The sequence below is a fragment of the Bradyrhizobium sp. ISRA430 genome (genome assembly GCF_029909975.1).
GTDB lineage: Bacteria > Pseudomonadota > Alphaproteobacteria > Rhizobiales > Xanthobacteraceae > Bradyrhizobium.
In genome coordinates, this window is sequence record NZ_CP094516.1 from 2,757,392 (window position 1) to 2,781,103 (window position 23,712).

At 63.2% G+C, this 23,712-nt stretch carries 20 protein-coding genes and 1 pseudogene; 16 read left to right on the forward strand and 5 right to left on the reverse strand.

Going from position 1 to position 23,712, the window contains the following annotated elements:
- Positions 1–102: 102 nt before the first annotated feature.
- The 5 genes and pseudogenes from MTX21_RS13375 to MTX21_RS13395 all read left to right on the forward strand — a co-directional run.
- Positions 103–1,296 (forward strand): urate hydroxylase PuuD, encoded by a 1,194-nt coding sequence (locus MTX21_RS13375; protein WP_280971042.1) that lies wholly within the window; start codon positions 103–105, stop codon positions 1,294–1,296.
- A 153-nt stretch (positions 1,297–1,449) separates the two neighbouring features.
- Positions 1,450–2,307 carry a VOC family protein gene (locus MTX21_RS13380; RefSeq protein ID WP_280965274.1) on the forward strand — a complete coding sequence of 286 codons (858 nt, stop codon included), beginning with the start codon at positions 1,450–1,452 and terminating at the stop codon, positions 2,305–2,307.
- Positions 2,308–2,385: 78 nt separating this feature from the next.
- Entirely contained in the window at positions 2,386–2,661 is a 276-nt protein-coding gene (locus MTX21_RS13385; protein ID WP_280965275.1) for a hypothetical protein, read from the forward strand.
- Between the two features lie 38 nt (positions 2,662–2,699).
- Positions 2,700–3,113, forward strand: coding sequence for a hypothetical protein (locus MTX21_RS13390; protein WP_280965276.1), 414 nt, complete (start codon positions 2,700–2,702; stop codon positions 3,111–3,113).
- A 93-nt stretch (positions 3,114–3,206) separates the two neighbouring features.
- Positions 3,207–3,542, forward strand: a pseudogene (locus MTX21_RS13395) (NUDIX domain-containing protein); the annotation flags it as partial.
- Positions 3,543–3,676: 134 nt separating this feature from the next.
- Here MTX21_RS13395 and MTX21_RS13400 read toward each other — a convergent pair.
- Genes MTX21_RS13400 through MTX21_RS13410 form a run of 3 tightly spaced genes read right to left on the reverse strand, consistent with a single transcriptional unit; the run spans position 3,677 to position 6,635 of the window.
- A complete protein-coding gene (locus MTX21_RS13400; RefSeq protein ID WP_280965277.1) occupies positions 3,677–4,060 on the reverse strand; it encodes a cupin domain-containing protein in 384 nt (127 codons plus the stop codon).
- A 22-nt stretch (positions 4,061–4,082) separates the two neighbouring features.
- Positions 4,083–4,787 carry an SDR family oxidoreductase gene (locus MTX21_RS13405; protein ID WP_280965278.1) on the reverse strand — a complete coding sequence of 235 codons (705 nt, stop codon included), beginning with the start codon at positions 4,785–4,787 and terminating at the stop codon, positions 4,083–4,085.
- A 48-nt stretch (positions 4,788–4,835) separates the two neighbouring features.
- Complete coding sequence (locus MTX21_RS13410; RefSeq protein WP_280965279.1) at positions 4,836–6,635, reverse strand: thiamine pyrophosphate-binding protein; 1,800 nt, start codon at positions 6,633–6,635, stop codon at positions 4,836–4,838.
- A gap of 225 nt (positions 6,636–6,860) precedes the next feature.
- Between MTX21_RS13410 and MTX21_RS13415 the strand changes: the two genes are divergently transcribed.
- The 6 genes from MTX21_RS13415 (at position 6,861) to MTX21_RS13440 (ending at position 13,927) form a co-directional block, all read left to right on the forward strand.
- On the forward strand, positions 6,861–7,772 hold the full coding sequence (locus MTX21_RS13415; RefSeq protein ID WP_280965280.1) for an IclR family transcriptional regulator: 912 nt from the start codon (positions 6,861–6,863) through the stop codon (positions 7,770–7,772).
- A gap of 141 nt (positions 7,773–7,913) precedes the next feature.
- On the forward strand, positions 7,914–9,158 hold the full coding sequence (locus MTX21_RS13420; protein ID WP_280965281.1) for an ABC transporter substrate-binding protein: 1,245 nt from the start codon (positions 7,914–7,916) through the stop codon (positions 9,156–9,158).
- A gap of 84 nt (positions 9,159–9,242) precedes the next feature.
- Positions 9,243–10,118, forward strand: coding sequence for a branched-chain amino acid ABC transporter permease (locus MTX21_RS13425; protein ID WP_280965282.1), 876 nt, complete (start codon positions 9,243–9,245; stop codon positions 10,116–10,118).
- Complete coding sequence (locus MTX21_RS13430) at positions 10,115–12,655, forward strand: branched-chain amino acid ABC transporter ATP-binding protein/permease (RefSeq protein ID WP_280965283.1); 2,541 nt, start codon at positions 10,115–10,117, stop codon at positions 12,653–12,655. The genes MTX21_RS13425 and MTX21_RS13430 overlap by 4 nt, the downstream gene beginning before the upstream one ends.
- A gap of 346 nt (positions 12,656–13,001) precedes the next feature.
- Positions 13,002–13,661: a hypothetical protein gene (locus MTX21_RS13435; RefSeq protein WP_280965284.1), complete on the forward strand. Its 660-nt coding sequence runs from the start codon at positions 13,002–13,004 to the stop codon at positions 13,659–13,661.
- 29 nt (positions 13,662–13,690) lie between these two features.
- Entirely contained in the window at positions 13,691–13,927 is a 237-nt protein-coding gene (locus tag MTX21_RS13440; protein WP_280971043.1) for an HGGxSTG domain-containing protein, read from the forward strand.
- Between the two features lie 128 nt (positions 13,928–14,055).
- Here the strand turns inward: MTX21_RS13440 and MTX21_RS13445 are convergent, their stop codons facing one another.
- A complete protein-coding gene (locus MTX21_RS13445; protein WP_280965285.1) occupies positions 14,056–14,652 on the reverse strand; it encodes a hypothetical protein in 597 nt (198 codons plus the stop codon).
- A gap of 672 nt (positions 14,653–15,324) precedes the next feature.
- Here MTX21_RS13445 and MTX21_RS13450 point away from each other — a divergent pair.
- The gene (locus MTX21_RS13450) at positions 15,325–15,777 is read left to right on the forward strand and encodes an ester cyclase (protein WP_280965286.1); all 453 of its coding nucleotides are present in this window, start codon (positions 15,325–15,327) and stop codon (positions 15,775–15,777) included.
- Positions 15,778–15,915: 138 nt separating this feature from the next.
- Positions 15,916–16,863: an Ada metal-binding domain-containing protein gene (locus MTX21_RS13455; protein ID WP_280971407.1), complete on the forward strand. Its 948-nt coding sequence runs from the start codon at positions 15,916–15,918 to the stop codon at positions 16,861–16,863.
- 92 nt (positions 16,864–16,955) lie between these two features.
- On the opposite strand, the gene MTX21_RS13460 is transcribed toward MTX21_RS13455, so the two are convergent.
- Positions 16,956–18,530, reverse strand: coding sequence for a winged helix-turn-helix domain-containing protein (locus MTX21_RS13460; RefSeq protein WP_280965287.1), 1,575 nt, complete (start codon positions 18,528–18,530; stop codon positions 16,956–16,958).
- Positions 18,531–18,944: 414 nt separating this feature from the next.
- Between MTX21_RS13460 and pflB the strand changes: the two genes are divergently transcribed.
- Genes pflB through MTX21_RS13475 form a run of 3 tightly spaced genes read left to right on the forward strand, consistent with a single transcriptional unit; the run spans position 18,945 to position 23,683 of the window.
- Positions 18,945–21,212: a formate C-acetyltransferase gene (pflB, locus tag MTX21_RS13465; protein WP_280965288.1), complete on the forward strand. Its 2,268-nt coding sequence runs from the start codon at positions 18,945–18,947 to the stop codon at positions 21,210–21,212.
- Positions 21,213–21,225: 13 nt separating this feature from the next.
- Positions 21,226–22,053, forward strand: a complete 828-nt coding sequence (gene pflA / locus MTX21_RS13470) for a pyruvate formate-lyase-activating protein (RefSeq protein WP_280965289.1) — start codon at positions 21,226–21,228, stop codon at positions 22,051–22,053.
- A 28-nt stretch (positions 22,054–22,081) separates the two neighbouring features.
- Positions 22,082–23,683 carry a TrkA C-terminal domain-containing protein gene (locus tag MTX21_RS13475; RefSeq protein WP_280965290.1) on the forward strand — a complete coding sequence of 534 codons (1,602 nt, stop codon included), beginning with the start codon at positions 22,082–22,084 and terminating at the stop codon, positions 23,681–23,683.
- Positions 23,684–23,712 lie beyond the last annotated feature (29 nt).

Consider the following 23,712-nt stretch of genomic DNA (forward strand, 5'->3'; position numbering starts at 1 on the left):
TACTGGAAAATGCCGCTGATCGGTGCGACACATTGTAAAGGCGCGGCCGTATTGCGGTCATCAAAGCTGCGGCATATCGGCGCCGTGACTGACGGGGTGATCATGTGGGGATCCATCGTATCGGAATGGGCGAGCCTGCTGTTGCGCTGGCTGCACGTGGTGGCCGCGATCGCCTGGATCGGCAGTTCCTTCTACTTCATCCACCTCGATCTCAGCCTGAGGCCAACGCGTGATCTGCCGGACGGCGTGCACGGCGAAGCCTGGCAGGTCCATGGCGGCGGCTTCTATCGGATCATGAAATATCTGGTGGCCCCCCACCGGATGCCGGAGGAGCTCACCTGGTTCAAATGGGAAGCCTACACCACCTGGCTCTCCGGCTTCGCGCTGATGGTGGTGGTCTATTATCTCGATGCCGACCTGTTCCTGGTCGACAAGTCGATCCTCGACCTGACGCCGGCACAGGCCGGCTTCTTCAGCTTCTGCAGCCTGGCGCTGGCGTGGGCACTCTATGAGGTCGCCTGCCGCACCGGGCTTGCGCAGCGCGAGCTCGCCTTCGCCATCGGCGGCTACGTGTTCCTGGTCGCGCTGACTTACGCCTTCACGCACGTCCTGAGTGGCCGCGGCGCCTTCAACCAGATCGGGGCGATCGTCGGCACCATCATGGTCGCCAACGTCTTCGCGGTGATCATCCCGAACCAAAAGAAGATCGTAGCTGCGCTGATCGCGGGCCAGGCCCCCGATCCGAAGCTCGGAAAAGCCAGCAAGGAGCGTTCGGTCCACAACAATTATCTGACGCTGCCCGTCGTCGTGCTGATGATCAGCAACCACTATCCGCTGCTCTACGCCACCCGCTTCAACTGGATCATCGTCGCGATCGTGCTGGCGCTGGGGCCGGTGATCCGCCACTTCTTCAACGCGCGGCATGCCGGACGCAAATCGCCATGGTGGGTGTGGGGCGTGGCGGCGATTGGCGTGATCGCCATCGGCCTCCTCTCCGCGGCCGGACCGCGCGAGATCAATACGGGGGCGCTGGCGACGCAGCCAACGCTTGCCGATGTCGAGGAGATCGTGATGTCCCGCTGCAGCATGTGCCATGCCGCCGAGCCGGTCTGGGCCGGCATCGTGTCCGCGCCGAAAGGCATCTTGCTTGACGGCAGTGAGCACATCCGGCGCAACATTCGCCTCATCGGCCGTGTGGCGGCATGGTCCAACGCGATGCCGCCGGGCAACATCACCGACATGACCACCGAGGAGCGCGCGATCCTCGCCGCCTATATCAGCCGGCAGGATCGCTGACGCCGTCGACTGCAGCGCGTCGACGCGGCGCTTCGCGGAAAGAAATTGCGCATCCGCCGCCGATTTCAAAATGACTCGCGCGTCCATCCAGCGTAGACATGCTACGGCCGCTTGTGCGGTCCGTCAGCCCATTCATACGCCGGGGAAATAGCAGTGGCCCTCAAGAACGTCATCGGTATCGACCACGCCGTGGTCATGGTGAAGGACCTCGACAAGGCAGCCGAGAATTACAAGCGGCTCGGCTTCACCGTGTCGCCGCGCGGCACCCACAGCGCGCATATGGGTACGGGCAACTACACCATCATGTTCGACCCCGACTATATGGAGCTGCTCGGCGTGCTCGCGCCGACCGAACAAAACGCGCCGGCACGCGCCTTCCTCGACACGCGCGGCGAAGGCATCGAGCGCATAGCTTTCACCGCGGTCGATTCGGCCGCCGGTGCGGAGGAGATCCGCGCGCGCGGCCTCACGCCGATCGGTCCGACCGATTTCGAACGGCCGGTCACGCTGCCGAACGGCACGGTGTCCGCAGCGAAGTTTCGCACCTTCATGTGGCCGACCGAGGAAGCGCCGGGCGGCGTGCGCATCTTCGCCTGTCAGCACAAGACCCGCGAGACCGTGTGGATCCCCGAGCTGATGGCGCACGCTAATGCGGCCAAGCGCATCAAGCAGGTGCTGATCGCAACACCCGATCCCGCGAAGGAGGCATCGCATCTGTCGCGGCTGATCAATCGCGAGCCGAAGACGGAAGCCGACGGCGCCGTTAGCGTCGCCTCCGGCGGCGATCGTGCCGATTTCGTCTATCTGACGCTGGATCAGCTTGGCAAACGCTATTCCGGTGTGGCGCTGGAAGGTCTCTCGAAGCGCGGCGGCGCGGCGCTGGTGCTCGCCAGCAGCGATCTCGCCGCGACCGAAAAGGCGCTGGGCCCGGTGGCCTCGCGCAGCGGAGCGGCGATCTGCGTGCCGCCGGCCAAGGCCAACGGCACCCTGCTCGCCTTCATTGCCGGCTGATTTGAACTAATTCTTTAACATGCGTTTACCCGGCGGCCTTAGGATTTCCGGCAATTCACGCCGCCTGGGGCTAAGCGCATGTTTAGAGAAGGCTCGCCGATCGCCTATGACGCGCCGGCCGAATTGAAGAAGTGGCCGTCGCTCAGAGGACAGAGACAGAAGGACAGAGGTCCGCCCTATCTCGTCTATAACGGCACGCTCGCCGAATGCGTCCGCGAGCTCATGGCCAAGCCGATCAAGGGCATCTCGCTCTACGACATCATGACCAAGCCGCAAGCAGCCTTCGACCAGACCGTGCTGTCGCCGGGCGATGCCGCCGAGATCGCGATGCGCAAGGATTTTCCGAAGGACTAGCCGGCGTCATTTCAGCACGCGCCTCGCAGCCTGCTCCATTGAGTTTGGCAGTTGCGGGCTGCTTCGTGCCGCGCGAGACGCGCGACTACGTCCGCAGTATCACCGGTACCAAGGCCGAAGACTGGATCGAGCGCTCCGAGGCCCTCGCGATCCGGATCGACCTGCCGCGCGAAGCCCCATGCAAAGGCGTCGGCAGCCTGTCCAAGACCAAGGATGTCGCCTGGGTTCCCGTGAACCTGACACGCGCGGTTACCACCATCATCCAGAAGGCCGAGGCCGCACAGGTGGCTGCGCGGCAGACGGCGAGCCGTGCGCGCAAGCGGTTCGCATCCTTGCTCAAGAAAACTACCTCGGCCCACGGCAAGGGGCGCGGCATGATCGCGGCGCGTGCTACAAAGGGCGCGAAGGCACGCGCCATTCGCGTCGCGTCACGCGAGCGATCCTCGAGCTGATGCGCAGATCGGAGGTCGCTTTAGGGCGCGCCTTCCCATAGTCCGCGGGAGCTCGCGATGGCATCAAAGAGCGCTGGAATTATTGCCTATCGGATGCGACCGGAGATCGAGGTCCTGCTCGTTCATCCGGGCGGGCCGTTCTGGCGTAACAAGGATCTCGGCGCCTGGTCGATCCCGAAAGGCGAATATGCGGACGGACAAGACGCTGAAGCCACCGCGCGGCGGGAATTTGCCGAGGAGCTCGGACTGGAGCTGACTGTCCCGCTGGTCGCGCTGGGGCAGGTCAAGCAACGCGGCGGCAAGATCGTCACCGCCTTTGCTGCCGAGGTCGACATCGATACCCACAGCATTCGCAGCAACACCTTCCAGATCGAATGGCCGCCGCGCAGCGGCAAACGGCAAGACTTTCCCGAGGTCGACCGCGCTGAATTTTTCGCACTTGATGAGGCAGGCGAGAAAATCAACGAGGGCCAGCGCCCCCTGCTCGCTCGACCGGCTGGCGCAGCTTGTCGGCGGCGGCTCCCGCTAGAACGCGGCGACCGCCACACGCTGCGTGGCATCGCTCAGACCGGCTTCTCGTTGTCCGTCACCGGCGAGGTGACCACCAGGAACACGAGGTCGGTCAGGCCCGAATTCGAGATCGCATGCTCGACGCCGGGCGGCAGGAAGATCACGTCGTGCTTGCGCACCACATGGTTCTTGCCCGCGATCTCCATCAGCCCCTCACCTTCGAGCACGTGATAGACCTGCTCCTGCACCTTGTGATGATGCCGCGCCACATAGGCCATCGGCTGATACATCGAGATGCGATAATCGATGCGGCGCGAGCCTGCGGTTTCCGGCATCACCAGCGGCTTTGACAACGCGCCGCCGAAATGGTTCGGGAATTCGCGCCAAGGCACCTCGGCAATGTTGCGGATGAAGGCGCCGTTGCTTTCGTCGGCCATGATCGTGCTCCTTTCGCGCGTCTCAATTCACCAGCGCGCCGCCGTCGATGTAGACGATCGAGCCGGTCGCAAAACCGTTAGCCATGAAGCCTGCGATCTGCTGGGCAATGTCCCCGGCCATGCCGACCCGGCCGACCGGCAGTGCAGCAGCGGTCTTGGCCAGCATATCGCGCCGTGCCTGTTCCGGCATCGCGGCCCGGATGGGCGTGTCGATCACGCCAGGTGACACGGCGTTGACGCGCACCGGTGCAAGCTCGAGCGCCAGGGCTCGCGCAAGCGATTCCAGCGCTCCGTTCGCAGCGCTGATGATCGCCGAGTTCGGCCGCGGCCGGACGCTGAGGAAACCGGTAACCAACGTGAGCGAGCCGCCGGGCCGGATCATGGCCTCGCGCGCCACGCGCCAGGCACCCCAGAACTTGCCTTCCATCGTGGCGCGCACGTCCTCCATCGCAACCGTCTTGAACGGCCCGGTGCGAAGCTGCGCCGCCGTCAGGACGACGTGGTCGACGGCGCCGGTGCGGCGAAACAGCTCGGCAACGCTTTGGTCGCTGGTGACATCGGCCGGGATCGCCGTCACCTTCAACCGCTCCGCGACGGGATCAAGCTTCGCGGCACTGCGCGAGGCGATGATGACCTCCGCGCCTAGCGTCTTGGCAAGCTCTGCCGTCGCAAGACCGATGCCTGAGGAGCCGCCGATCACGACGACCTTCTTGCCTGCGAGCGTCATTCCCATCTCCCCGATATCTCGTTGATTGCAGATCTGCGAGCTGCGTGATCAGCCCGGCTGATAGCGCGTGCCGATGCCGGCCTTGCTCTGGCCCAGTCCCGGCAACTCCCAGACGCCGGCACCGGCCGGATTGACGTCAGCAGCGATGTCGACGTCGATCAGATACGGCTTGTTGGCAGCGATGCCCTTGCGGATCGCTTCGCCGAGGTCGCCCGGGCGATCGACCCGCACGCCCTCGACGCCGCAGGAGCGCGCCATTGCGGCGAAATCGGGATTGTAGCGCTCTCCCGTCTCGGGATGCCTGAAGTCGGTCGCAAGCTCGCGTCCGCCGAGATAGCCGCGCTGGAGACCTCGGATCGAAGCGTAGGCGTAATTGTTCCAGACCACCCAGACCACTGGCAGATTGTACTCGACCGCCGTGCCCAGCACGTTGGCGTGCATGAAGAAGGCACCGTCGCCGCACACCGAAACGCAGGGACGATCGGGGGCCGCGAATTTTGCGCCCATCACGCCGGCGACGCCAAAGCCCATCGGGCCGAAGCCCGTCGAGCCGATCAGCGAATCCGGCCGCTTCGGCTTGCAGAAGCCGAGCAGCCAGTTGTGGTGCACGCCAATGTCGGACACGAGGATCGCATCCTCCGGCAGCGCCTTGTCGATCTCGGCGGCCGCGCGCTGCGGATTGATCGGCGTGGTGTCGTCGGAGAATCCGGGCGCGACGAACTTGTCCCACTCGTTGCGATATCCATCGATCTGCGCCAGCCATTTCTTGCGCGCATCGGATTTCCTGGAGAGGTTGTCGCGGCGATCGAGCTCGGCATGAACCTGACGCAGGAAAGTGCGAACATCGGCCATCAATCCGAGCGCGACGGGATAGTTGCGGCCGATCTCCTCGGGATCGATGTCGACATGGATCAGTTTCGTCGGCGGGATCGTGAAGGAATAGCCAGGAATCCATGAGCTCGAAGTGCGGTCGTCGAAACGGACGCCGAGCGCGAGCAGCACGTCGGCCTGACGTGTCGCGTGATTGGCTTGGTAATGCCCGGCGCGCGCGACGAGGCCAAGTGCCAGGGGATGGTTGACGTCGAGCGCGCCGAGACCGCTGGCAGAGGCAGCGACCGGAATCTGAAGCCGCTCGGCGAGCCTACGCAGCTCGTCGGCGGCACCGCCATAGCGCACGCCCTGCCCGACCAGCATCACCGGCCGTTCCGCCGAGAGCAGCATGTCGACCGCTTTCTCGACGCCATCAGGGTCGGCACCGCAGCGGCTCGAGATGTTGGCGTTCCACTCGATCGCCTTCGGCGCCTCTTCGGCAGCCGACTCCATGAACACGTCGAAGGGCACGTCCACAACGACAGGGCCCGGACGTCCCGTGATCATGGTCTTCCAGGCCTGTCGCACCGCGAGCGGCACCATCTCGCCGCGCGTCGGCTGAAATACCTTCTTGCAGATCGAGCGCACGGTGGAAGGAAAGTCGGCCTGGTAGTGCCGGTACATCTCCTGGAACGCTCCGCGATTGAACTGGCTGGTCGGCACATTGCCGGTAATCGCCATGAACGGCACGGAGTCGAGAAAGGCGTTGGCGAGCGAGATCGGCAGATTGGCCGAGCCTGGTCCGCACGACGTGAAGGTCGCGGTCGGCTTGCCCGAGACGCGGTAGTAGACATCGGCCATGAAGCCGGCGACGCTCTCGTGATGCACGGAGATCGTCTTGATCTCGGAGGAGCGCGCGTACAGCGCGTCGATGAACTGGATGTTGCCGTGGCCGCACAGCCCGAACACCTGCGGCACCTTCTCCTGGATCAGATAATCGACAATGACCTCGGCGCCATTGAGCATGTTTCGCGACATCAACCGGTCTCCCTCTCGGCCCGACGACTTCTTATGTACCGATGCGGAGAACGCGGCCGGTCATCACTGGGCCGCGAGCACCCTATTTCTCATAATGCTGTACGTCAATTTATATTGTGATAGGCTCTTCCTGGAGGAAGCGCGGGTTCTGCTCCGACGCTTGCGTGGTTGCATGCTACTGTCGAGCACCGAGTCATAACGGATTTGCCAGAGGGGGCCTTTTCCTTGAGATCGCGCACCAAGCCCAGTACCAGCGAGAAGCCTGCCAGCCCGCGCAAGGCTGCGATTGCCAAGCTGGTTCCCGCACCCCAGGTCGATGGCGACGACGAGGCCGACGACAAACAGCGGGGCGGCGGTGTCCAGTCGCTTGGCCGCGCCTTCTCGATCCTCGAAGAGGTGGCGCGTCACCGCGAAGGAATTGGGCTTGCGGAATTGAGCAAGCTCGTCGGCCTGCACAATTCGACCACCTTCCACCTTGCGAAGACGCTGGTCTCGCTCGGCTATCTCCGCCAGGAGAAAGACAACAAGCGCTACCGCATCGGCCGTCCGCTGTTTGCGCTCGCGGCATCCGCGCTCGATGAGATCGAGATGGTCAATGTCGCGACGCCCGTGCTGGAGGAGCTGTCGCGCCAGACCAGCGAAAGCAGCCATTTTGCCGTGCGCATGGGCGATGCCGTGGTCGTCATCGCCCGCACCAGCGGTCCCGGCGCATTTCAACTGACCGACCGCGTCGGCGTGGTGCGGCCGGCTCATTGCACCGCGCTCGGCAAGATCATCCTCGCCTCGCTCCGGCCCGACCAGCTCAAGCGGTTTCTCGACCGTGCGGAGCTCAAGCCGTCGACGCCAAAATCCATCACCGATGCCGGCGTGCTGATGCGCGAGATCGCCGAGGTTCAGCGCACCGGCGTTGCGTTCGACGATGGCGAGTTCAATCCGGAAGTGCGCTGCGTCGCCGTGCCCGTGACCGATTTCACCGGCCAGGTGATCGGCGCGCTCGGCATTTCCGGTCCGATCTGGCGGCTCTCCAACCAGGCGCTGCACGCGAGCGCGCAGGTCGTGCAGGCCGCGGCCAACCGCCTGTCGGCCGAGTTCGGCGCCAAAGGCGCGGCGCACAAGGCGATCACGCAAAAAGTCTAAGGCCCACGCAAGCGGCGATTTTGCCGGTTGACACCGGCGATGCCGTTCGGGATTATCCTCCAGCATTAGAAAAACGTCTCTCACAATATCGGATACGCGGTTTTGAAGAGAGACACGCGATGCACCGGGGAGGAGACAGACATGATCCGCTACCGCCGACGGACGTTGTTACGGGCGGGCGCTGCCTTCGCAGGCGCGGCCGCACTGGGGTTTCCGGCAATCGCGAGAGCCCAGGCCGAGAAGATCCGGATCGGGCATCTGACCCCGCTGACCGGCTTTCTCGGCGTGATCGGCGGCTACGCGCAGTTGGGCGTGAAGCTCGCTGCCGAAGAGATCAACCAGTCCGGCGGTGTTCTCGGCAAGCAGATCGACCTCGTCTCGGAGGATTCGATCAATCCTGCGACGGCCGCCACCAAGGCGCAGCGCATGCTGGAGCAGGACGGCGCGGTGGTGCTGCTCGGCGAGATCTCCTCGGCCTCCTCGCTCACCATCATGCAGGTCGCCGAGCGCAACAAGAAGGTGTTCTTCTCGACCGGCGCACGGTCGGACGCGCTGCGCGGCAAGAATTGCAACAAATATTCCTTCCACTGCGACATCCCCAACACCGTGATGGTCAACGCGGTCGGCACCGCGCTGTCGCAGAAGGGCATGGTGAAGGGCAAGAAGTTCTTCACGCTCACGGCCGACTACATCTTCGGCCACGACCTTTTGAAGGCGGCGAAAGCGTTCTTCGGCGCGCATGACGCCAACCTGATCGGCGACGAGCTGATCGCGACCGACGTCACCGACTTCAGCCCCTATCTGCTCAAGGTGCGGCAGGCAAAGCCCGACGTGGTCTGCTGCAACCTCGCCGGCAACCAGGTCACCAATCTCGTCAAGCAATATGCCGAGTTCGGCCTGCCCTATCCGCTGGTCGGCTTCAACCTCAACACCGGCGATGCCTGGGCCGCGGGCGCGGGCAATCTCAGCGGCACCTGGCCGACGGTCTGGTATCACACGTTGAACAATCCGGCGTCGCAGGCCTTCGTCGCGGCCTTCACCAAGAAGTACGGCAAGCCGCCGGAGAACCACGCCTGGATCGAATATGTGACGCTCAAGCTGCTGGCGGAGGCGATCAACACCACGAAGTCGACCGACAGCAATGAGCTGATCGCCTATTTCGAGAAGCAGTCGCAGTTCGACATCATGAAAGCGCGCAAAGCCTATTTCCGCTCTTGGGATCACCAGATGGTGCAGGAGGCCTATCCCTTCACCGTCAAGCCGAAGGACCAGATGAAGGACCAGTGGGACATGCTGGTGCTGGGCGAAGCAGTACCGGCCGCGAACGACCCGCTGGAACAGATCTATCCGACCAGGGAACAGAACCCCTGCGAGATGAAGGCCTGACGCGCTCGCGCGCGCCAGGGCCGATTGGCGTCAGCGGCGCCGGCACCAACGCCGGCGCCGTTTTGCCAAAGCGATGGACGCAACATGCAGTTCGAGTTCTTGCTGGAACAGGTGGTGAATGGCCTCGTGCTCGGAGGCTATTATCTCCTCATCGCGCTCGGGCTGTCGCTGATCTTTTCCGTCGGCGGCATCGTCAACCTCGCGCATGGCGCCTTCTACGCGCTCGGCGCCTATGTCTTCGTCGAGCTGGTGAAGCATCTCGGTTTCGGCGCGTCCGTCGTGATTTCGCCGTTCGCGGTCGCCCTGCTCGGCATCCTCTTTGAACGCTTCATCCTGCGCCGTTTCTACACGGCCGACCCGATCCTCAGCCTGCTCGTGACCTTCGGGCTTGCGATGGTCGCCGAGCAGGCGATCCGCATGATCTGGGGCGCCGCGCCCGTGTCGACCGGGATCCCGCAGAGCTTCCGCGGCTCCGTCGTCGTCGGCGATTTCCTGTTCTCGCGCTATCGCCTCCTGATCCTCGGCGTGGTGGCCGCCGTGCTGCTCGGGATCTGGCTCTTGCTGCACAAGACCTCGTTCGGGCGCGTGGTGCGCGCCGGCATCCAGCGGCCGGACATGGTCGCCGCGCTCGGCATCCGCCTGCAGCCCTACATGACCGCGATCGTCATGCTCGGCGTCGGCATGGCCGCGCTCGGCGGCGCCTTCTTCGCGCCGATCACCACGGTGCATCCAGCGATGGGCGCCGAGATCATGACGGTGGCCTTCGTCGTCGTCGTGATCGGCGGGCTCGGCAGCTTCTGGGGCGTCGTCATCGCCGCCCTCCTTGTCGGCGTGGTGCGCGGCATCGCCATTCATTTCGAGCCGGCCGCAGGTGAAGCCTCGATCTACATCCTGATGTTCCTGGTGCTGCTGGTGCGCCCGCGCGGCCTGCTCGGCGAACGCATCGAGAAGTTCGAATGACCCGCACCTCCGCCACCGAGAAGTTGAAGCCGCTCCTGATCGCGGCCGTTGCGGTCATCGCGCTGCCCTTCGTGCTCAGGGCACTCGGCCTGTCCGTGAACACCGGCACCTGGATCGTCGGGCTTGCGATCGCGACCATGGGGCTCAACCTCTGCATCGGCTATACCGGACTCGTCTCGTTCGGCCACAGCACCTGGTTCGGCGTCGGCGCCTACGCCGCCGGCCTGATCCAGCTTCGCTTCTTTCCCGGCGATATCTGGCTGCCGCTGCTCTCATCGATGATCGTCGTCGCGATCGCATCGACCGTGATCGGCATGCTGATCCTGCGCCGGCGCGGCGTGTACTTCTCGCTGCTGACGCTCGCGCTGGCCGCGCTGGTCTATACCACCGCCTTCCGCTGGACCAGCCTGACCGGCGGCGAGGACGGGCTCGGCGGACTGAAGCGCGGCGACATCGGTCCCATCAGCCTCGACAGCGCGCTCAACTACTACGCCGTCGTCGCCGGAAGCGGGCTCGTCGTGCTCTATGTCCTGATGCGTCTCGTGCGCTCGCCCTTCGGCCATGTGCTGGTTGCGATCCGCGAGAACCAGCTCCGCGCGAGCTTCCAGGGCTATCCGGTCGAGCGCTACAAGCTCGCGGTGTTCGTGATCTCGGCCGTCGTGACCGGTCTTGCGGGTGCGCTGATCGCGTTCCTGAACTACCTCGTCTCGGCCGAAGCCGTCTCGGTGCCGTTTGCCGGCGAGCTGCTGGCGATGGTGGTCATCGGCGGCATGCGCAGCCTGCTCGGGCCTGCGCTCGGCGCGCTGTTCTTCATCCTGTTCCGCGAGCTGTTCTCGATCTGGACATCGGACTGGCTGTTCTGGTTCGGCGTCACTTTCGTGGCCTTCGTGATGTATTCGCCGGGCGGCCTCGTCGGCATCGGCGCGCTGATCATGCGCCGCTTCCGTCCCGCCGCGGAAGAGTCCGCCGCGATGAGCCGGCGCAAGATCTATGACGGCCTGCCGATGCCAGATTTCCTGCGGCCGGAGGCGCGACGAGGCACCGTGCTCGAGGTCAACGGCGTCTCCAGAAAGTTCGGCGGTATCCGCGCGGTGGAGAACGCGAGCATGACCGTCGCCGCCGGCGAGATCCACGCGCTGATCGGACCGAACGGCGCCGGCAAGACCACGCTGTTCAACCTGGTCTCCGGCCTCTACGCGCCGGACCAGGGCACGATCCGCCTCAACGGCCGCGACATCGCCGGCGTGCCGGCGAATTTGATCTGCCACCAGGGGCTGGCGCGCTCGTTCCAGATCACCAACCTGTTCCGTGGCCTCACGATCTACGAGAACCTGCGCCTGTCGCTGCAGGCACGGCGCGCCATGCGCTTCAACATCTGGAACGATATCGATGCCTATGAGGAGATCCACGCCGAGACGGCCGCGCTGATCAAGTTTCTCGGGCTCGAGGGCATCGAAACGATCGAGGGCGGCGAGCTCTCCTATGGCGGGCAGCGGCTGGTCGATCTCGGCATCGCGCTCGGCTCCAAGCCGCAGGTGCTGCTGCTCGACGAGCCGCTCGCCGGCCTTGCCGCCGCCGAGCGCGAGCGCGTGTCCAATCTCGTCAAGAACATCGCCGCCAACATTCCCGTTCTGATCGTCGAGCACGACATCGACCGCGTGCTGGGCTTATCGCAAGTTGTCACCGTGATGAACCAGGGCGAGGTGCTGATGTCCGACTGCCCGAAGGCGGTGCGGGCAGATCTACGCGTGCAGGAGATCTATACCGGCAAGGGCATTCCCGCCGTCGAGCATCAGCGCAGCGACGAGGCGGCCGGCGCGCGCGAAAGCGTGCTGCGCCTCGATCGCGTCAACACCTTCTACGGCAAGAGCCACATCCTGAGCGACGCCGCGCTCAACGTGCGCGAGGGCGAGATCGTCGCGCTACTCGGGCGCAACGGCGCCGGCAAGTCAACGCTGCTGAAGACCATCGCCGGCCTCGTGCCGGCCGCAAGCGGCAGCATCATCTATCGCGGCGACGACATCGCGAGCCTCCCCGCGCCCGACATCGCGCGCCGCGGCATCGGCTACGTGCCGCAAGGACGCGGCCTGTTCGCCGGCATGACCGTGCGCGAAAACCTCGCGCTCGGCCGCCTCGCGCGCAAGACCGACGGCTCTGGCGGCGTGGTCTGGAACGAAGAGCAGATCCTGCACACCTTCCCGCGCCTGAAGGAGCGCATGAACGTCGCCGCCGACTATCTCTCCGGCGGCGAGCAGCAGATGGTGGCGGTTGCCCGCGCGATGTCCGGCAATGTCCGCCTGCTGCTGCTCGACGAGCCCTTCGAGGGCCTCGCGCCGGCCGTGACGCTGGAGCTGTTCAAAGTGTTCGACCAGCTCCGCAAGCACATGTCGATCGTAATCGTCGAGCACAATCTCGATCTCGTGCTCGCGCTTGCCGACCGCGTCTTCGCGCTGGAGCGCGGCGCCGTGTTCCACCATGGACCGGCGGCCCCGCTGTTGAACGATCTTGGCTATCGCAAGCAGATTCTTTGGCTCTGACGGATCGCCGACGCCAGTCGCGCGTGATGCCTGGCAATTCTGCCGCCGGGCACGTGGGAGCCGGCCTCCAACAAAAAACGCGAAAACGACCCCATGCAAAGTAGCCGGCGCCTGTCAGAACAAGGCCTTGCGCATCCGCAAAACGCCATTTGACACGTCGGGCAAAACACCGGCACGATGGCATCATCGCAACGATCCGTCAGCGTCCACGCTGACCACGGCCATGGCCGCTTCGACACCGTTGCGTGGAATCCCCTCACCGACATCTCAATCATCGCACCCGCGCGGCAGGCGGGCGAAGCCCGCGCCGCGACCGCAGGCCTGCGCCGACAAAGGACCCATCGACATGACCAAAACTCCGACACGCACCAGGACGGCGCCGATCGCGGCAGACGATCGCAGCGCCCTCGCCGCGGGCCCGCGGATCAAGCTCTACAGGCGGCGAATTGCGATCGACCATCCCGACCCGCAAACCGGCGAACGGCTCTTGGCCGACGCGCTCGGCGCCGTCGACCGTGACGCGCTGGATGGCATTCTGAAACAGTTGGTCAAGGCCAGCGTGATCGGACAAAAGCCCGATGAAGCCAATCTCGCCTTCATGATCTCGATGATGAAGAGCATAAGCCCTCGGGACTCCATCGAAGCCATGCTGGCGGCGCAGATGGTGTCCGTGCACGTGACGGCGATGCGATGCGCCTACCGCCTAGCCTGCGCCAGCGATCTAGCCAGCCAGGACAGCGCCTCGCGCGCATTGGCCAAGCTCGTGCGCACCTTCCCGGCCCAGATCGAAGCGCTGAGCCGCTACCGCAACAACGGCGAGCGCGCCATTACCGTGCAAGCCCTGTCGGACCAGGATGGTGGAAAGACGATCGTCGCCAACGTGACGCAGCATGCGAGCATGATCGTTGCAGAGACGGGCTCGAAGGATGCGGCGATGGTTTCCACGCATGAAGCTGGCGAACGAGGGCATGAGGAGGCCGACGCCACGCAAGGCGCCGCTGCATGAGCCGCGACCACGCCCGCAACACAGGCCCAATGCTGGCGGCCCCGCGCTGCGGAGCCAGGACCCGCCATGGCTCTGCTTGCCGCGCTCCGGCGGTGCTGGGCAAGACGCGCTGCCGCATGCACGGCGGCGCGGACGGATGCGGGGCACCCAGGGGAAATCGGAATGCAAGGAAGTATGGGCTATTCACCACGGAGGCGATCGCCGAGCGAAGGCAGATGCGGGCGTTGCTGGATGAAGCACGGAAGCTGCTGGGAGAGATGGAGTGAGCTGGCGGTGACGCCGGGCAGCCAACAGCCTGGATCAGCTATGGGCACAAAAGCCCCCAGCGAAGATGGAGGCGTTCGAGACGCTACGCAACTCCTCAACTTGGGGCTGTACCGTCGATGCGTGGCGCCTATAATGCTCCCAATTTAAAGGGGGCCTCGACATGCTTGATACAAATCGGTGCTTTATGCGGTTTAGAGATCGTGCTGAGCGGATTGATTCGCAGGAAATCGCTGAGACTTTCGTATCGGTCGGGCCGTTGCTCGATGTACTCGATTCGACGAACAACCAAATAATCTACGGTAGACGGGGAACGGGTAAAACGCATGCCCGTCACGATCAGCTCAAAAGAGACCTCGTAGTCTTCGTCAAGCGCGGCAGCAAGTTCAGAGAGCTTGCGCTGCAGCTTGGGATTCGCGACGTTTTGCAGGCGGGCCAAGTCCTTAATCTGCAGCCAGGAAGAAAGTATCTCGCGCAGAGGTTCCGCATCAACCGTGTCGCCTTGGATGAATTTACCTTGTACGATATGAACTAGCGTTTTGTCGTTGTCGATGACGATTGCATCTATCTGCTTATCGTTGCTTCCGTCGGTGATATCGTCACGTGTTTCGTTCATATCACGAAAGAGAATATTGCGGAGGTACCACGCTACGAAGCGCTGCCCGTCATTGGCAAAGCGCGTTTGGAAATAGTCAGCCGCAGTTTGTTTTTTTATAAGTTCGTACATCGCTCGCCCCCGACCCAATCGGGGGAATATGCCAAAGATACAACCGCCGGTACACCGGTTTATTGGCGACTGATCGACTTGTTAACAGAGGTGGCAGCGCTCTAACTTGATCGCACGACTTCGGTCTGAACCGGATCATCACCTTGCCCCCAACAACATATCCTCATCCAATTGGCCAGTGCGAGCCAGGTCGCTCAGCTCTTAGGATGGGTTGAGCTCTTCGCGAATCCATCATCGTCGTGAATGAAATGATGGGTTTCGCTTTGCTCTATCCATCCTACGAGCTGCGGCACCAGGACCCGCATCGGCCGAGGCTGCCGTGCGCCCGCGGTACACGGCAAGACCCGCTGCCGCATACACGGGAGCGCACCGGGATCGGGCGCGCCGCGAGGAAACCAGAATGCACAGAAGTACGGGTTGTTCACGAGCCATGCGATCGCCGAGCGAAGGCACGCCCGAACGTTGCTAGGTGAAGCGCGGAGGCTGCTGCGAGAACTGGAGTGATGTCGGGGCCCCCCTCGCCGCAAGCGAGAGCATCGCCAGACCTCGAGCATCGCGTTCGATTTCAGGACAAGAAACGGAGTTTAGTCGGCGCGGATCAGACGTAGTCCTCTTTCGGAGATCACTGAGCGACACCGGTGATCGGTTCTCAGTCGAGAGAGGAGCTTTCCAATGAGCAAGGAAGAAAATAACAAGGCCGTTGTCGGCCGCTGGTTCACCGATTTCTGGGGCAAGAACGTCAATCTCGGGGTCATCGATGAAATCGCTGCCCCCGACATGCTGCTGAAATACTCCCTGCACGAACCCCGCCGCGGCCGGGACGATATCAAGGCGTTCATGACCGACTTCCGCGCCGCGTTTCCCGATCTCAACTTCTGGGGAACGGCGGACTTGATCGCCGAGGGCGACTACGTCGTCGGTCAATGGGAAGGCGGCGGCACGCACACGGGGCCGGCATTCGCTGACTTCCTGGCGGGCGGCTTGCCGGCGGCAACCGGCCGCAAGATGCACTTCACCGGCACCACTGTCCTGAAGGTCATCAACGGCAAGATCGTCGAGGAAATCGGCCTTGACGACGGCGTGACCGCGCTGACCCAACTTGGCCTGATCAAGAAGGCTGCCTAATCGAAGCGTCCGGGGAACTGGAAGGAGCCGAATGAGGCTGGCACACACCGTGTCGGCCTCACTTGCATTTGGGAGGAGAGATCGAATTCGCGGAAAGCGGGTGGCATCAAAAGCTCGATCATGAAATCTATTCGCGCCATGACCGCAAGACCTGCCAGCAATCCGAACCCAAAATCTCTGCCTGTGGCGGAAGATCCGCGATGGGCGCGCGTCCTTGCGCGGGACAAGACGGCCGACGGGCAGTTCTGGTATTCGGTTTCCACGACTGGGGTCTATTGCCGGCCGTCATGCCCATCGCGTGTCGCCAATCCCAGGAATGTGCAGATGCATGACAGCTTGGAGGCTGCCAAGGCGACGGGCTTCCGGCCGTGCCGGCGCTGCAAGCCGGACGGACCATCGAAGGACGCCGAGAATGCGAAACTGATCGCCAGGGCGTGCCGCCTTATCGAAGCGAGCGAAGACGAACCATCCCTTGAGGAACTGGCGCGAGCGTTCGGCCTGAGCCCCCGCTACTTTCATCGCCTGTTCAGGGCCGCCACCGGTCTCACGCCGAAGGACTACGCTGTCGCTTATCGCGCCAAGAGGGTCCGAGAAGGCCTCGCCCGCGGCAGCTCCGTGACTGAAGCGATCTATGATGCGGGCTTCAATTCGAGTGGACGCTTTTATGCCAAGTCGACCGGCATGCTCGGCATGACGCCGTCGCACTACCGTGCCGGAGGCCTCAACGAGGAAATCAAGTTTGCCGTCGGCCAGACACATCTGGGCGCGATTGTCGTCGCCTCGAGCAAGAAAGGGGTTGCTGCCATCTTGCTGGGCGATGACGCGGATGAGCTCGTCCGCGACCTCCAGGACCGCTTCCCAAAAGCACGGCTGACCGGCGCTGACCCGGACTATGAAGTGATGATCGCGCATGTCGTCGGCCTTGTGGAGGCGCCGGAACTTGGGCTGGATCTTCCTCTCGATGTTCGCGGCACGGCCTTCCAGCAACGCGTTTGGCAGGCGCTTCAGGACATCCCGGTCGGCGCAACGACCTCCTACGCCGAGATCGCACGGCGGAAGCCCGAATCCGCGGTCAGGAAGGATTGAGTTGCAAGGCCTGAAGGCGCGCGAGGCCGGCGACACCGAACCGATCTGACGTCAGGCACATGCTGTCGACGTTGCTGCGTACCATCCTCGCGTCAATCCGGAAGACCCGCATTGCGGAGAGCTTTCGCAAAGATTGCGAAGTTCTCCGGCCGGCGAAATGGCGTCAACTCGCTCAAGCTGGATGCCGTCAGACCAGGATTGTCTTCGAGCGCCCGCGAGATGGCTCTGCGTGCCGGCTCCATCCGCCCTGCCAGTACACCACTGGCGGCGTAAATGCAGATTGTCAGCAGGAAAGCCGGATTGTCGCGCATTGCCTTTTCTGCGCACGACAGCGCGATGTCGTGGCGACCCGCCAGGAAGTGAGCATAGGCCATGGCGCTGTGCGTGGTGTAATACATCGACGGATCGAGCGGACTTAGCCGCATGGCATGCGCGCAGTGCTCGAGCACGAGATCAGGCTCGCCTCGCCAGACTCTCAGCCAGGCACTGAGCATCCAGGCCCGTGCCAGATTGGGATTGACAGCCAATGCGCGATCCATGAAATCCGCAGCATCGTCGAACTCGCGGGCTACAAAGGCGAGCGCGTAAGCGCCCATCGATAGCGCAAACGGATCATCTGCCCCCAGATCCACCGCTTTGCGAGCCAATCGTATGGCTTCCGCGCTTTCCAGCGGCTGGTCGTTCATCTCACCGAGCGCCTTGCGTCGGACATGGCACCACGCGGCCATGCCGTAGGCACAGGCCAGACGAGGATCGAGCTCGATCGCCTTGTAAAAGAGGTCCAGCGCATCGCTGTTCGCGTGCTTGGACCAACGGGCTTTCGCCAGCCCGCGCAGATAATAATCGTAGGCATCCAGGTTTTCGGTTGGCTTGCGCCTGGCCCGCTTGATCTCCTCGTGCTGCAGCTTCGGCGCGATCGCCCCCACCACGCTGGAGGTCAGATGATCCTGCAGATCGAACATATCCTCGACCGGCCCCTCGAAACGGTCGGCCCAGAGATGGGCTCCCGTCTCGGCGTCGATAAGCTGAGCCGCAATGCGAACGCGCTTTCCGGCCCTGCGCACGCTGCCTTCGAGGACATACCGCACTCCGAGCTCGCGGCCGACCTGCTTCACGTCCACTGGCCGCCCCTTGTATGCAAAGCTGGAATTGCGTGCGACCACGAACAGCCAACGAAAGAGCGATAGCGCCATGGTGATATCCTCCACGACGCCATCCGCGAAATAGTCCTGCTCGGGATCGGAGCTCAGGTTAGAGAACGGGAGTACGGCGATCGAGGGTTTATCGGGCAGCGGGAGGGCGGCGACTATCCTCGCTTCTTGCTGGTCGTGGACGGCGGCCAAAGGGTCCGGCTTCGGTGATTCCCGAACTTCCCCGACGAAACGGAAGCCCTTGCGCGGGAGTGTTTTGATCAGGCGCTGCGCTTCCCCGCAATCGCCGATTGCGGTGCGTGCGGCATTCAGGCGGGTCGTAAGCGCAGCCTCGGACACGATGCGCCCTTTCCAGATGGCCTCCAGGAGATCGTCTTTGCTGACAACACGCTCCCTGTTGCGGATCAGGTAATCGAGAATGTCGAAGACCTGGGGCGCAACGGAAACAAGATCAGCTCCGCGATGCAGCTCGCGCCGATCCGTGTCGAACACGTACTCCTCAAAGAGATAGCGCAAGCTGTCCATCCCTGTCGGCGACCTCCGCCGAGCGGCGCCGCCTTTGCACCGGTTCGCAAGTAAAGACTAAGCCGCCGGTGCGGAAAATGTAAGCCGCGCATCACGGGTGTCCGGCCGAGTCGTGGCAGCCCTACTCCGGTACAAGCAATGCCCGGGGAGTGAGCGCCACCGGCGGCGCTGCGCGGATGCGACCGACTGCCGCATCGATGCTGCGGTCGCGCAATGATCATGCCGATACAAAAAGCCGCAATTATTTCGGCTGCCCATCGCCGATGGCTCCCACAGGTTGACATAGGTCAATCAACGCATCCGCCTGCCGCCCCTAACATTGAGCAACAGCCTGGCGCGCCCCGATGCCTCCTTTGCAGATCGGATGCGATGCCAGGACAAACGACAACGCCAGGGAGATTCGTCATGAAAGGCAGCGCGGCGCTCGAGAAAGACGCCAAGGCGGATAGCTGGAGAGGTTTCCAGCCGGGCGACTGGTCCTCCTCCATCAGCGTGCGCGACTTCATCGTCCGAAATGTTGCCTCCTACTCCGGGGACGAGACATTCCTGGTGGGCCCTTCGCAGCGCACCAAGGCGGTATGGGCCAAGCTGCAGCCCTACTTTGCCGAGGAACGAAAGAAGGGCGTCCTGGCCGTCGATGCGAAAAATCCGTCGACGATGCTGGCGCATGAGGCCGGGTACATCGACCGCGACAACGAGGTCATCATCGGTCTTCAGACCGACCAGCCGTTCAAGCGGGCGATCTTTCCGTTCGGCGGCCTACGCATGGTGGAAGCTGGCCTCAAGGCCGCAGGATTCGAACCCGACGCAAAGGTGCACGAGGCCTTCACGAAGTACCGCAAGTCGCACAATGACGGCGTGTTCGATGCCTACACGCCGGAGATCATGAACTGCCGGCGGTCCGGCATCATCACCGGCCTTCCCGACGCCTATGGCCGCGGCCGCATCATCGGCGACTATCGCCGCGTTGCACTCTACGGCACCGACCGTCTGCTGGAGGGTAAGCGCCAGGAGCGGGCCCAGATCGATGACATGTGGCCGACTGACGAGGTGATCCGCCAGCGCGAAGAACTCGCCGAACAAATGCGCGCGCTGGAAGACCTTGCATCGATGGCGAAGCTCTATGGCCATGATATCACCCAGCCCGCCATGAACGCGCGCGAGGCGTTCCAGTGGACCTACTTCGCCTATCTCGGCGCGATCAAGGAAGCGAACGGCGCGGCAATGTCGATCGGCCGCATCTCGAGCTTCCTCGACATCTACATCGAGCGCGACATGAAGGAAGGCGTGCTCGACGAGGCAGGCGCACAGGAGTTGTGGGATCAGCTTGTGCAGAAGCTGCGCATCGTGCGCTTCCTCCGCACGCCCGAATACGACGCGTTGTTCAGTGGAGATCCCTACTGGGCGACCGAATGCGTCGGCGGCATGGACCTCGATGGACGGGCGCTGGTGACGAAGAGCAGCTACCGCATGCTCCATACCCTCTACAACCTCGGGCCGGCGCCGGAGCCGAACATCACGGTGCTGTGGTCCAACCACATGCCCGCGGCCTTCAAGCGCTTCTGCGTCAAGGTCAGCAAGGACACCTCGTCCCTGCAATACGAGAATGACGATCTGATGCGCCCGCACTGGGGCGACGATTATGCAATCGCCTGCTGCGTTTCGGCGATGCGGCTCGGCAAGCAGATGCAGTTCTTCGGGGCGCGCGTGAACCTCGCAAAGGCCCTGCTCTACGCCATCAACGGCGGACGCGATGAGGTTTCCGGCGATCAGGTCGCTCCCCGGACGATGCCGGTCATCGGCGACTTCCTCGACTATGACGACGTCATGGCGAAGTTCGACACCACCATGGAGTGGCTCGCCAAGACCTATGTGCATGCCATGAACTGCATCCATTACATGCACGACAAGTACTTCTACGAGCGCCTGGAGATGGCGCTCCATGATCGCGACATATTGCGCACCATGGCATTCGGCATCGCCGGACTTTCGGTGGTAGCCGACAGTCTCAGCGCGATCAAATATGGCAAGATCCGTGTCACCCGCGATGCGACGGGACTGGTGGTCGACTACCAGAACGAGGGCAACGCCTCGACGCCGCAATTCGGCAACAACGACGATCGGGTCGATCAGATCGCATCCGAGCTCGTGACGCGGTTCATGCAAAAGATCCGCAAGCATCCGACCTACAGGAACGCGACGCATACACAGAGCGTCCTTACCATCACCTCCAACGTCGTCTACGGCAAGGCAACCGGCAATACGCCGGACGGCCGCCGCAAGGGCGAGCCGTTTGGGCCGGGCGCGAACCCGATGCACGGCCGGGACAGCCATGGCTGGCTCGCGTCGTGTCTGTCGGTCGCGAAACTTCCCTACAAGGATTCGCTCGACGGCATCAGCTACACCGTCTCGGTCGCGCCGCAGAAGGCCCATCTCTCCGAAGAGAAGCTGATCGACGAGGCCACCAAGGCCTTTGACCTCTATTTCGAGCGCGGCGGCTTCCACATGAACCTGAACGTGATCGACAGGGAGACGCTGGAAGACGCCATCAAGAACCCGGACAAATATCCGCAGCTCACGATCCGCGTGTCCGGCTATGCCGTCAATTTCGTCCGGCTGACGCCGGAACAACAGAGGGATGTGATCAGCCGCACCTTCCACGGGCAGATCTGAGCCGGGGTGTTCGATGTCGACCCAGCAGGCACTCGAATCGGGAAGCCGTCATGACCTGCGTACGGGCGCTTCGCCCGACGCTCCCGATGAGGACAAGTTCAGGGACGAGGACGGCGCGTTCGGCTACTGCCATTCCTACGAAACGTCGTCGCGTTACGACGGTCCGGGCCTAAGGATCGTCCTGTTCGTCTCGGGCTGCCTGCTCCGCTGTACCTATTGCCACAACCCGGACACCTGGCACCTCAAGGACGGAACATATGTTTCGGCCGAACAGGTGCTGCGTCGTCTCGGCGACTTCGCGCCATCCGTGCGCAGCCTCGGAGGCGGACTGACGATATCGGGCGGTGAACCTATGGTGCAGCTAGCCTTCGTCAGGCGCATCTTCGCTGGCGCCAAGGACATGGGCCTGCACACGGCCATTGAGACTTCCGGCTTTCTCGGCGATCGTGCCGATGACGCCTTTCTCTCGACCATCGACCTCGTACTGCTCGACATCAAGAGCTCCGACCCGGACACCTATCGCAAGGTGACAGGGCGAGACATCGCGCCGACGCTGCATTTTGCCGAGCGCCTCGCCTCGATCGGCAAACCAGTTTGGGTCCGCTTCACGCTCGTGCCCGGTGCCACCGACGATCCGGCGAATGTGGAGGGCATCGCCCGCTTCGTCGCCCCCATGAAGAATGTCGAATGCCTCGAGGTGCAGCCCTTCCATCAAATGGGTGAGTTCAAATGGAAGGCGATGGGGCTCGACTACAAGCACTTCGATACGCCACCGCCCTCCCGCGAGCTGGTCAACCGGGTCATCGGCCAGTTTCGCGATGCCGGCTGTAACGCCCGGTAACAGACCTCGGATTACCCCGGAGAGATGAATGTTGGACCTTGCCCGCGACATCATTGGAAGCCAGCCGATCCTGACGGCATTTCTCGCCATTGGTGTGGGCTATCTGGTCGGACAGATCAGCATTAGCGGCTTCTCGCTCGGCGTAGGCGCCGTGCTCTTTGTCGGTCTCGCCATCGGCGCGTTCGCGCCGAAGGCCCAGATCATCGGGCCGATCGGATTGACCGGCCTCGTCATGTTCCTCTACGGCATCGGCATCCTCTATGGCCGCCAGTTCTTCGAGGGCATTGTCGGCTCAGGCCGGAAGTACAATCTTCTCGCGCTCATCGCCTGCCTCGCGAGCCTGGGCGTAGCGCTCGCGCTTGGAAAGGCCTTTGGTATCAAGATCGGCCACACGCTGGGAATTTATGCCGGATCGATGACAAGCACCGCGACACTCCAGGCCGCGCTTGACGTCACCAACAGCAAGGATCCTTCCATCGGTTATTCGATCGCCTACCCGTTCGGCGTCATTGGCCCGATCTTGTGCATCTATTTCATGACGCGCATGGTGAAGCCGAAATTCCCGGCCAAGGCCCAGCGCTTTCACATGGGCGAAATTTCGATCGGTGCCGGCTTGGCCGGACGCACGCTCGACGAATTGAGCAGGGAGATCCTGGGTGGCGTCCAGGTGACGATGGTTCGCAAGGCGGGGGTGAATATCGTTCCCGCGGGGGATACAGTTCTGTCCGCCGGTGATGCCGTGCTCGTTGTTGCCGAAAGTCAGGACGCGATCGCAAACGCGGCATCCAAGCTTGGAAAGCTCGAACCGGGCCGGCTGGCCAGTGACCGGGCCGATCTGGACTACGTTCGCGTGTTCGTCGGCAAAGCCGGCGTGGTGGGGATTCCGCTTTCCGAGCTGCCGATGCCGCCGGGCTTTCCGACGCATCTCCTGCATGTGCGGCGCTACGATGCCGACCTTGTGCCTTCACCCGACCTGATGCTGGAATTCGGCGACCGCGTCGGCGTGCTGACCCCTCCGGATCGCAAGGAGGACGTCCGCAAGCATTTCGGCGACACGGTCAAGGCGACCGCCGAGTTCAGCTACGTGTCCCTCGGACTCGGGATGGTGATGGGCGTACTCCTCGGCCTGATACCGATACCGATTCCGGGCGTCGGAATCGTAACCCTCGGCATAGGCGGCGGGCCGCTGATCGTGGCCCTCATCCTCGGCAAATTGCGCCGCACCGGGCCGATGCTCTGGACCATGCCACTGCCGGCGAACATCGTCCTGCGAAACTTCGGCCTTGCGATGTTCCTTGCCACGGTCGGTGTCAATGCGGGCCAACCCTTTGTGCGCACCGTCGCCGAATCCGGCTTTACCATGCTGTTTATCGGCGTTGCCGTCCTCCTCACCACCGTGGCGATCGTACTGCTGGTCGGCCACTACCTCATGCGCATTCCGTATGACGACCTCGTCGGCGTTGCGTCAGGAGCAACCGGCAATCCCGCCATTCTCGTCTACTCGACCAAAATGGCACCGACGGAGCGGCCTGACATCGGCTACGCCATGATCTTCCCGTCAATGACGCTGGTGAAGGTGATCGCCGTGCAGATCGTCGGACTATTGGCGATAGGTAGCGCCGGCGGGTAACGGCGCATTCCGTTCGAGTGAGGAAATTC

Excerpts from the sequence above, each read along its gene's own strand:
- MTX21_RS13375 (WP_280971042.1), top strand. The coding sequence starts at position 103 with ATGTGGGGATCCATCGTATCGGAATGGGCGAGCCTGCTGTTGCGCTGG.
- MTX21_RS13385 (WP_280965275.1), top strand. The coding sequence starts at position 2,386 with ATGTTTAGAGAAGGCTCGCCGATCGCCTATGACGCGCCGGCCGAATTG.
- MTX21_RS13400 (WP_280965277.1), bottom strand. The coding sequence starts at position 4,060 with ATGGCCGACGAAAGCAACGGCGCCTTCATCCGCAACATTGCCGAGGTG.
- MTX21_RS13405 (WP_280965278.1), bottom strand. The coding sequence starts at position 4,787 with ATGACGCTCGCAGGCAAGAAGGTCGTCGTGATCGGCGGCTCCTCAGGC.
- MTX21_RS13410 (WP_280965279.1), bottom strand. The coding sequence starts at position 6,635 with ATGTCGCGAAACATGCTCAATGGCGCCGAGGTCATTGTCGATTATCTG.
- MTX21_RS13420 (WP_280965281.1), top strand. The coding sequence starts at position 7,914 with ATGATCCGCTACCGCCGACGGACGTTGTTACGGGCGGGCGCTGCCTTC.
- MTX21_RS13425 (WP_280965282.1), top strand. The coding sequence starts at position 9,243 with ATGCAGTTCGAGTTCTTGCTGGAACAGGTGGTGAATGGCCTCGTGCTC.
- MTX21_RS13430 (WP_280965283.1), top strand. The coding sequence starts at position 10,115 with ATGACCCGCACCTCCGCCACCGAGAAGTTGAAGCCGCTCCTGATCGCG.
- MTX21_RS13435 (WP_280965284.1), top strand. The coding sequence starts at position 13,002 with ATGACCAAAACTCCGACACGCACCAGGACGGCGCCGATCGCGGCAGAC.
- MTX21_RS13440 (WP_280971043.1), top strand. The coding sequence starts at position 13,691 with ATGCTGGCGGCCCCGCGCTGCGGAGCCAGGACCCGCCATGGCTCTGCT.
- MTX21_RS13445 (WP_280965285.1), bottom strand. The coding sequence starts at position 14,652 with ATGTACGAACTTATAAAAAAACAAACTGCGGCTGACTATTTCCAAACG.
- MTX21_RS13450 (WP_280965286.1), top strand. The coding sequence starts at position 15,325 with ATGAGCAAGGAAGAAAATAACAAGGCCGTTGTCGGCCGCTGGTTCACC.
- MTX21_RS13455 (WP_280971407.1), top strand. The coding sequence starts at position 15,916 with ATGACCGCAAGACCTGCCAGCAATCCGAACCCAAAATCTCTGCCTGTG.
- pflB (WP_280965288.1), top strand. The coding sequence starts at position 18,945 with ATGAAAGGCAGCGCGGCGCTCGAGAAAGACGCCAAGGCGGATAGCTGG.
- pflA (WP_280965289.1), top strand. The coding sequence starts at position 21,226 with ATGTCGACCCAGCAGGCACTCGAATCGGGAAGCCGTCATGACCTGCGT.
- MTX21_RS13475 (WP_280965290.1), top strand. The coding sequence starts at position 22,082 with ATGTTGGACCTTGCCCGCGACATCATTGGAAGCCAGCCGATCCTGACG.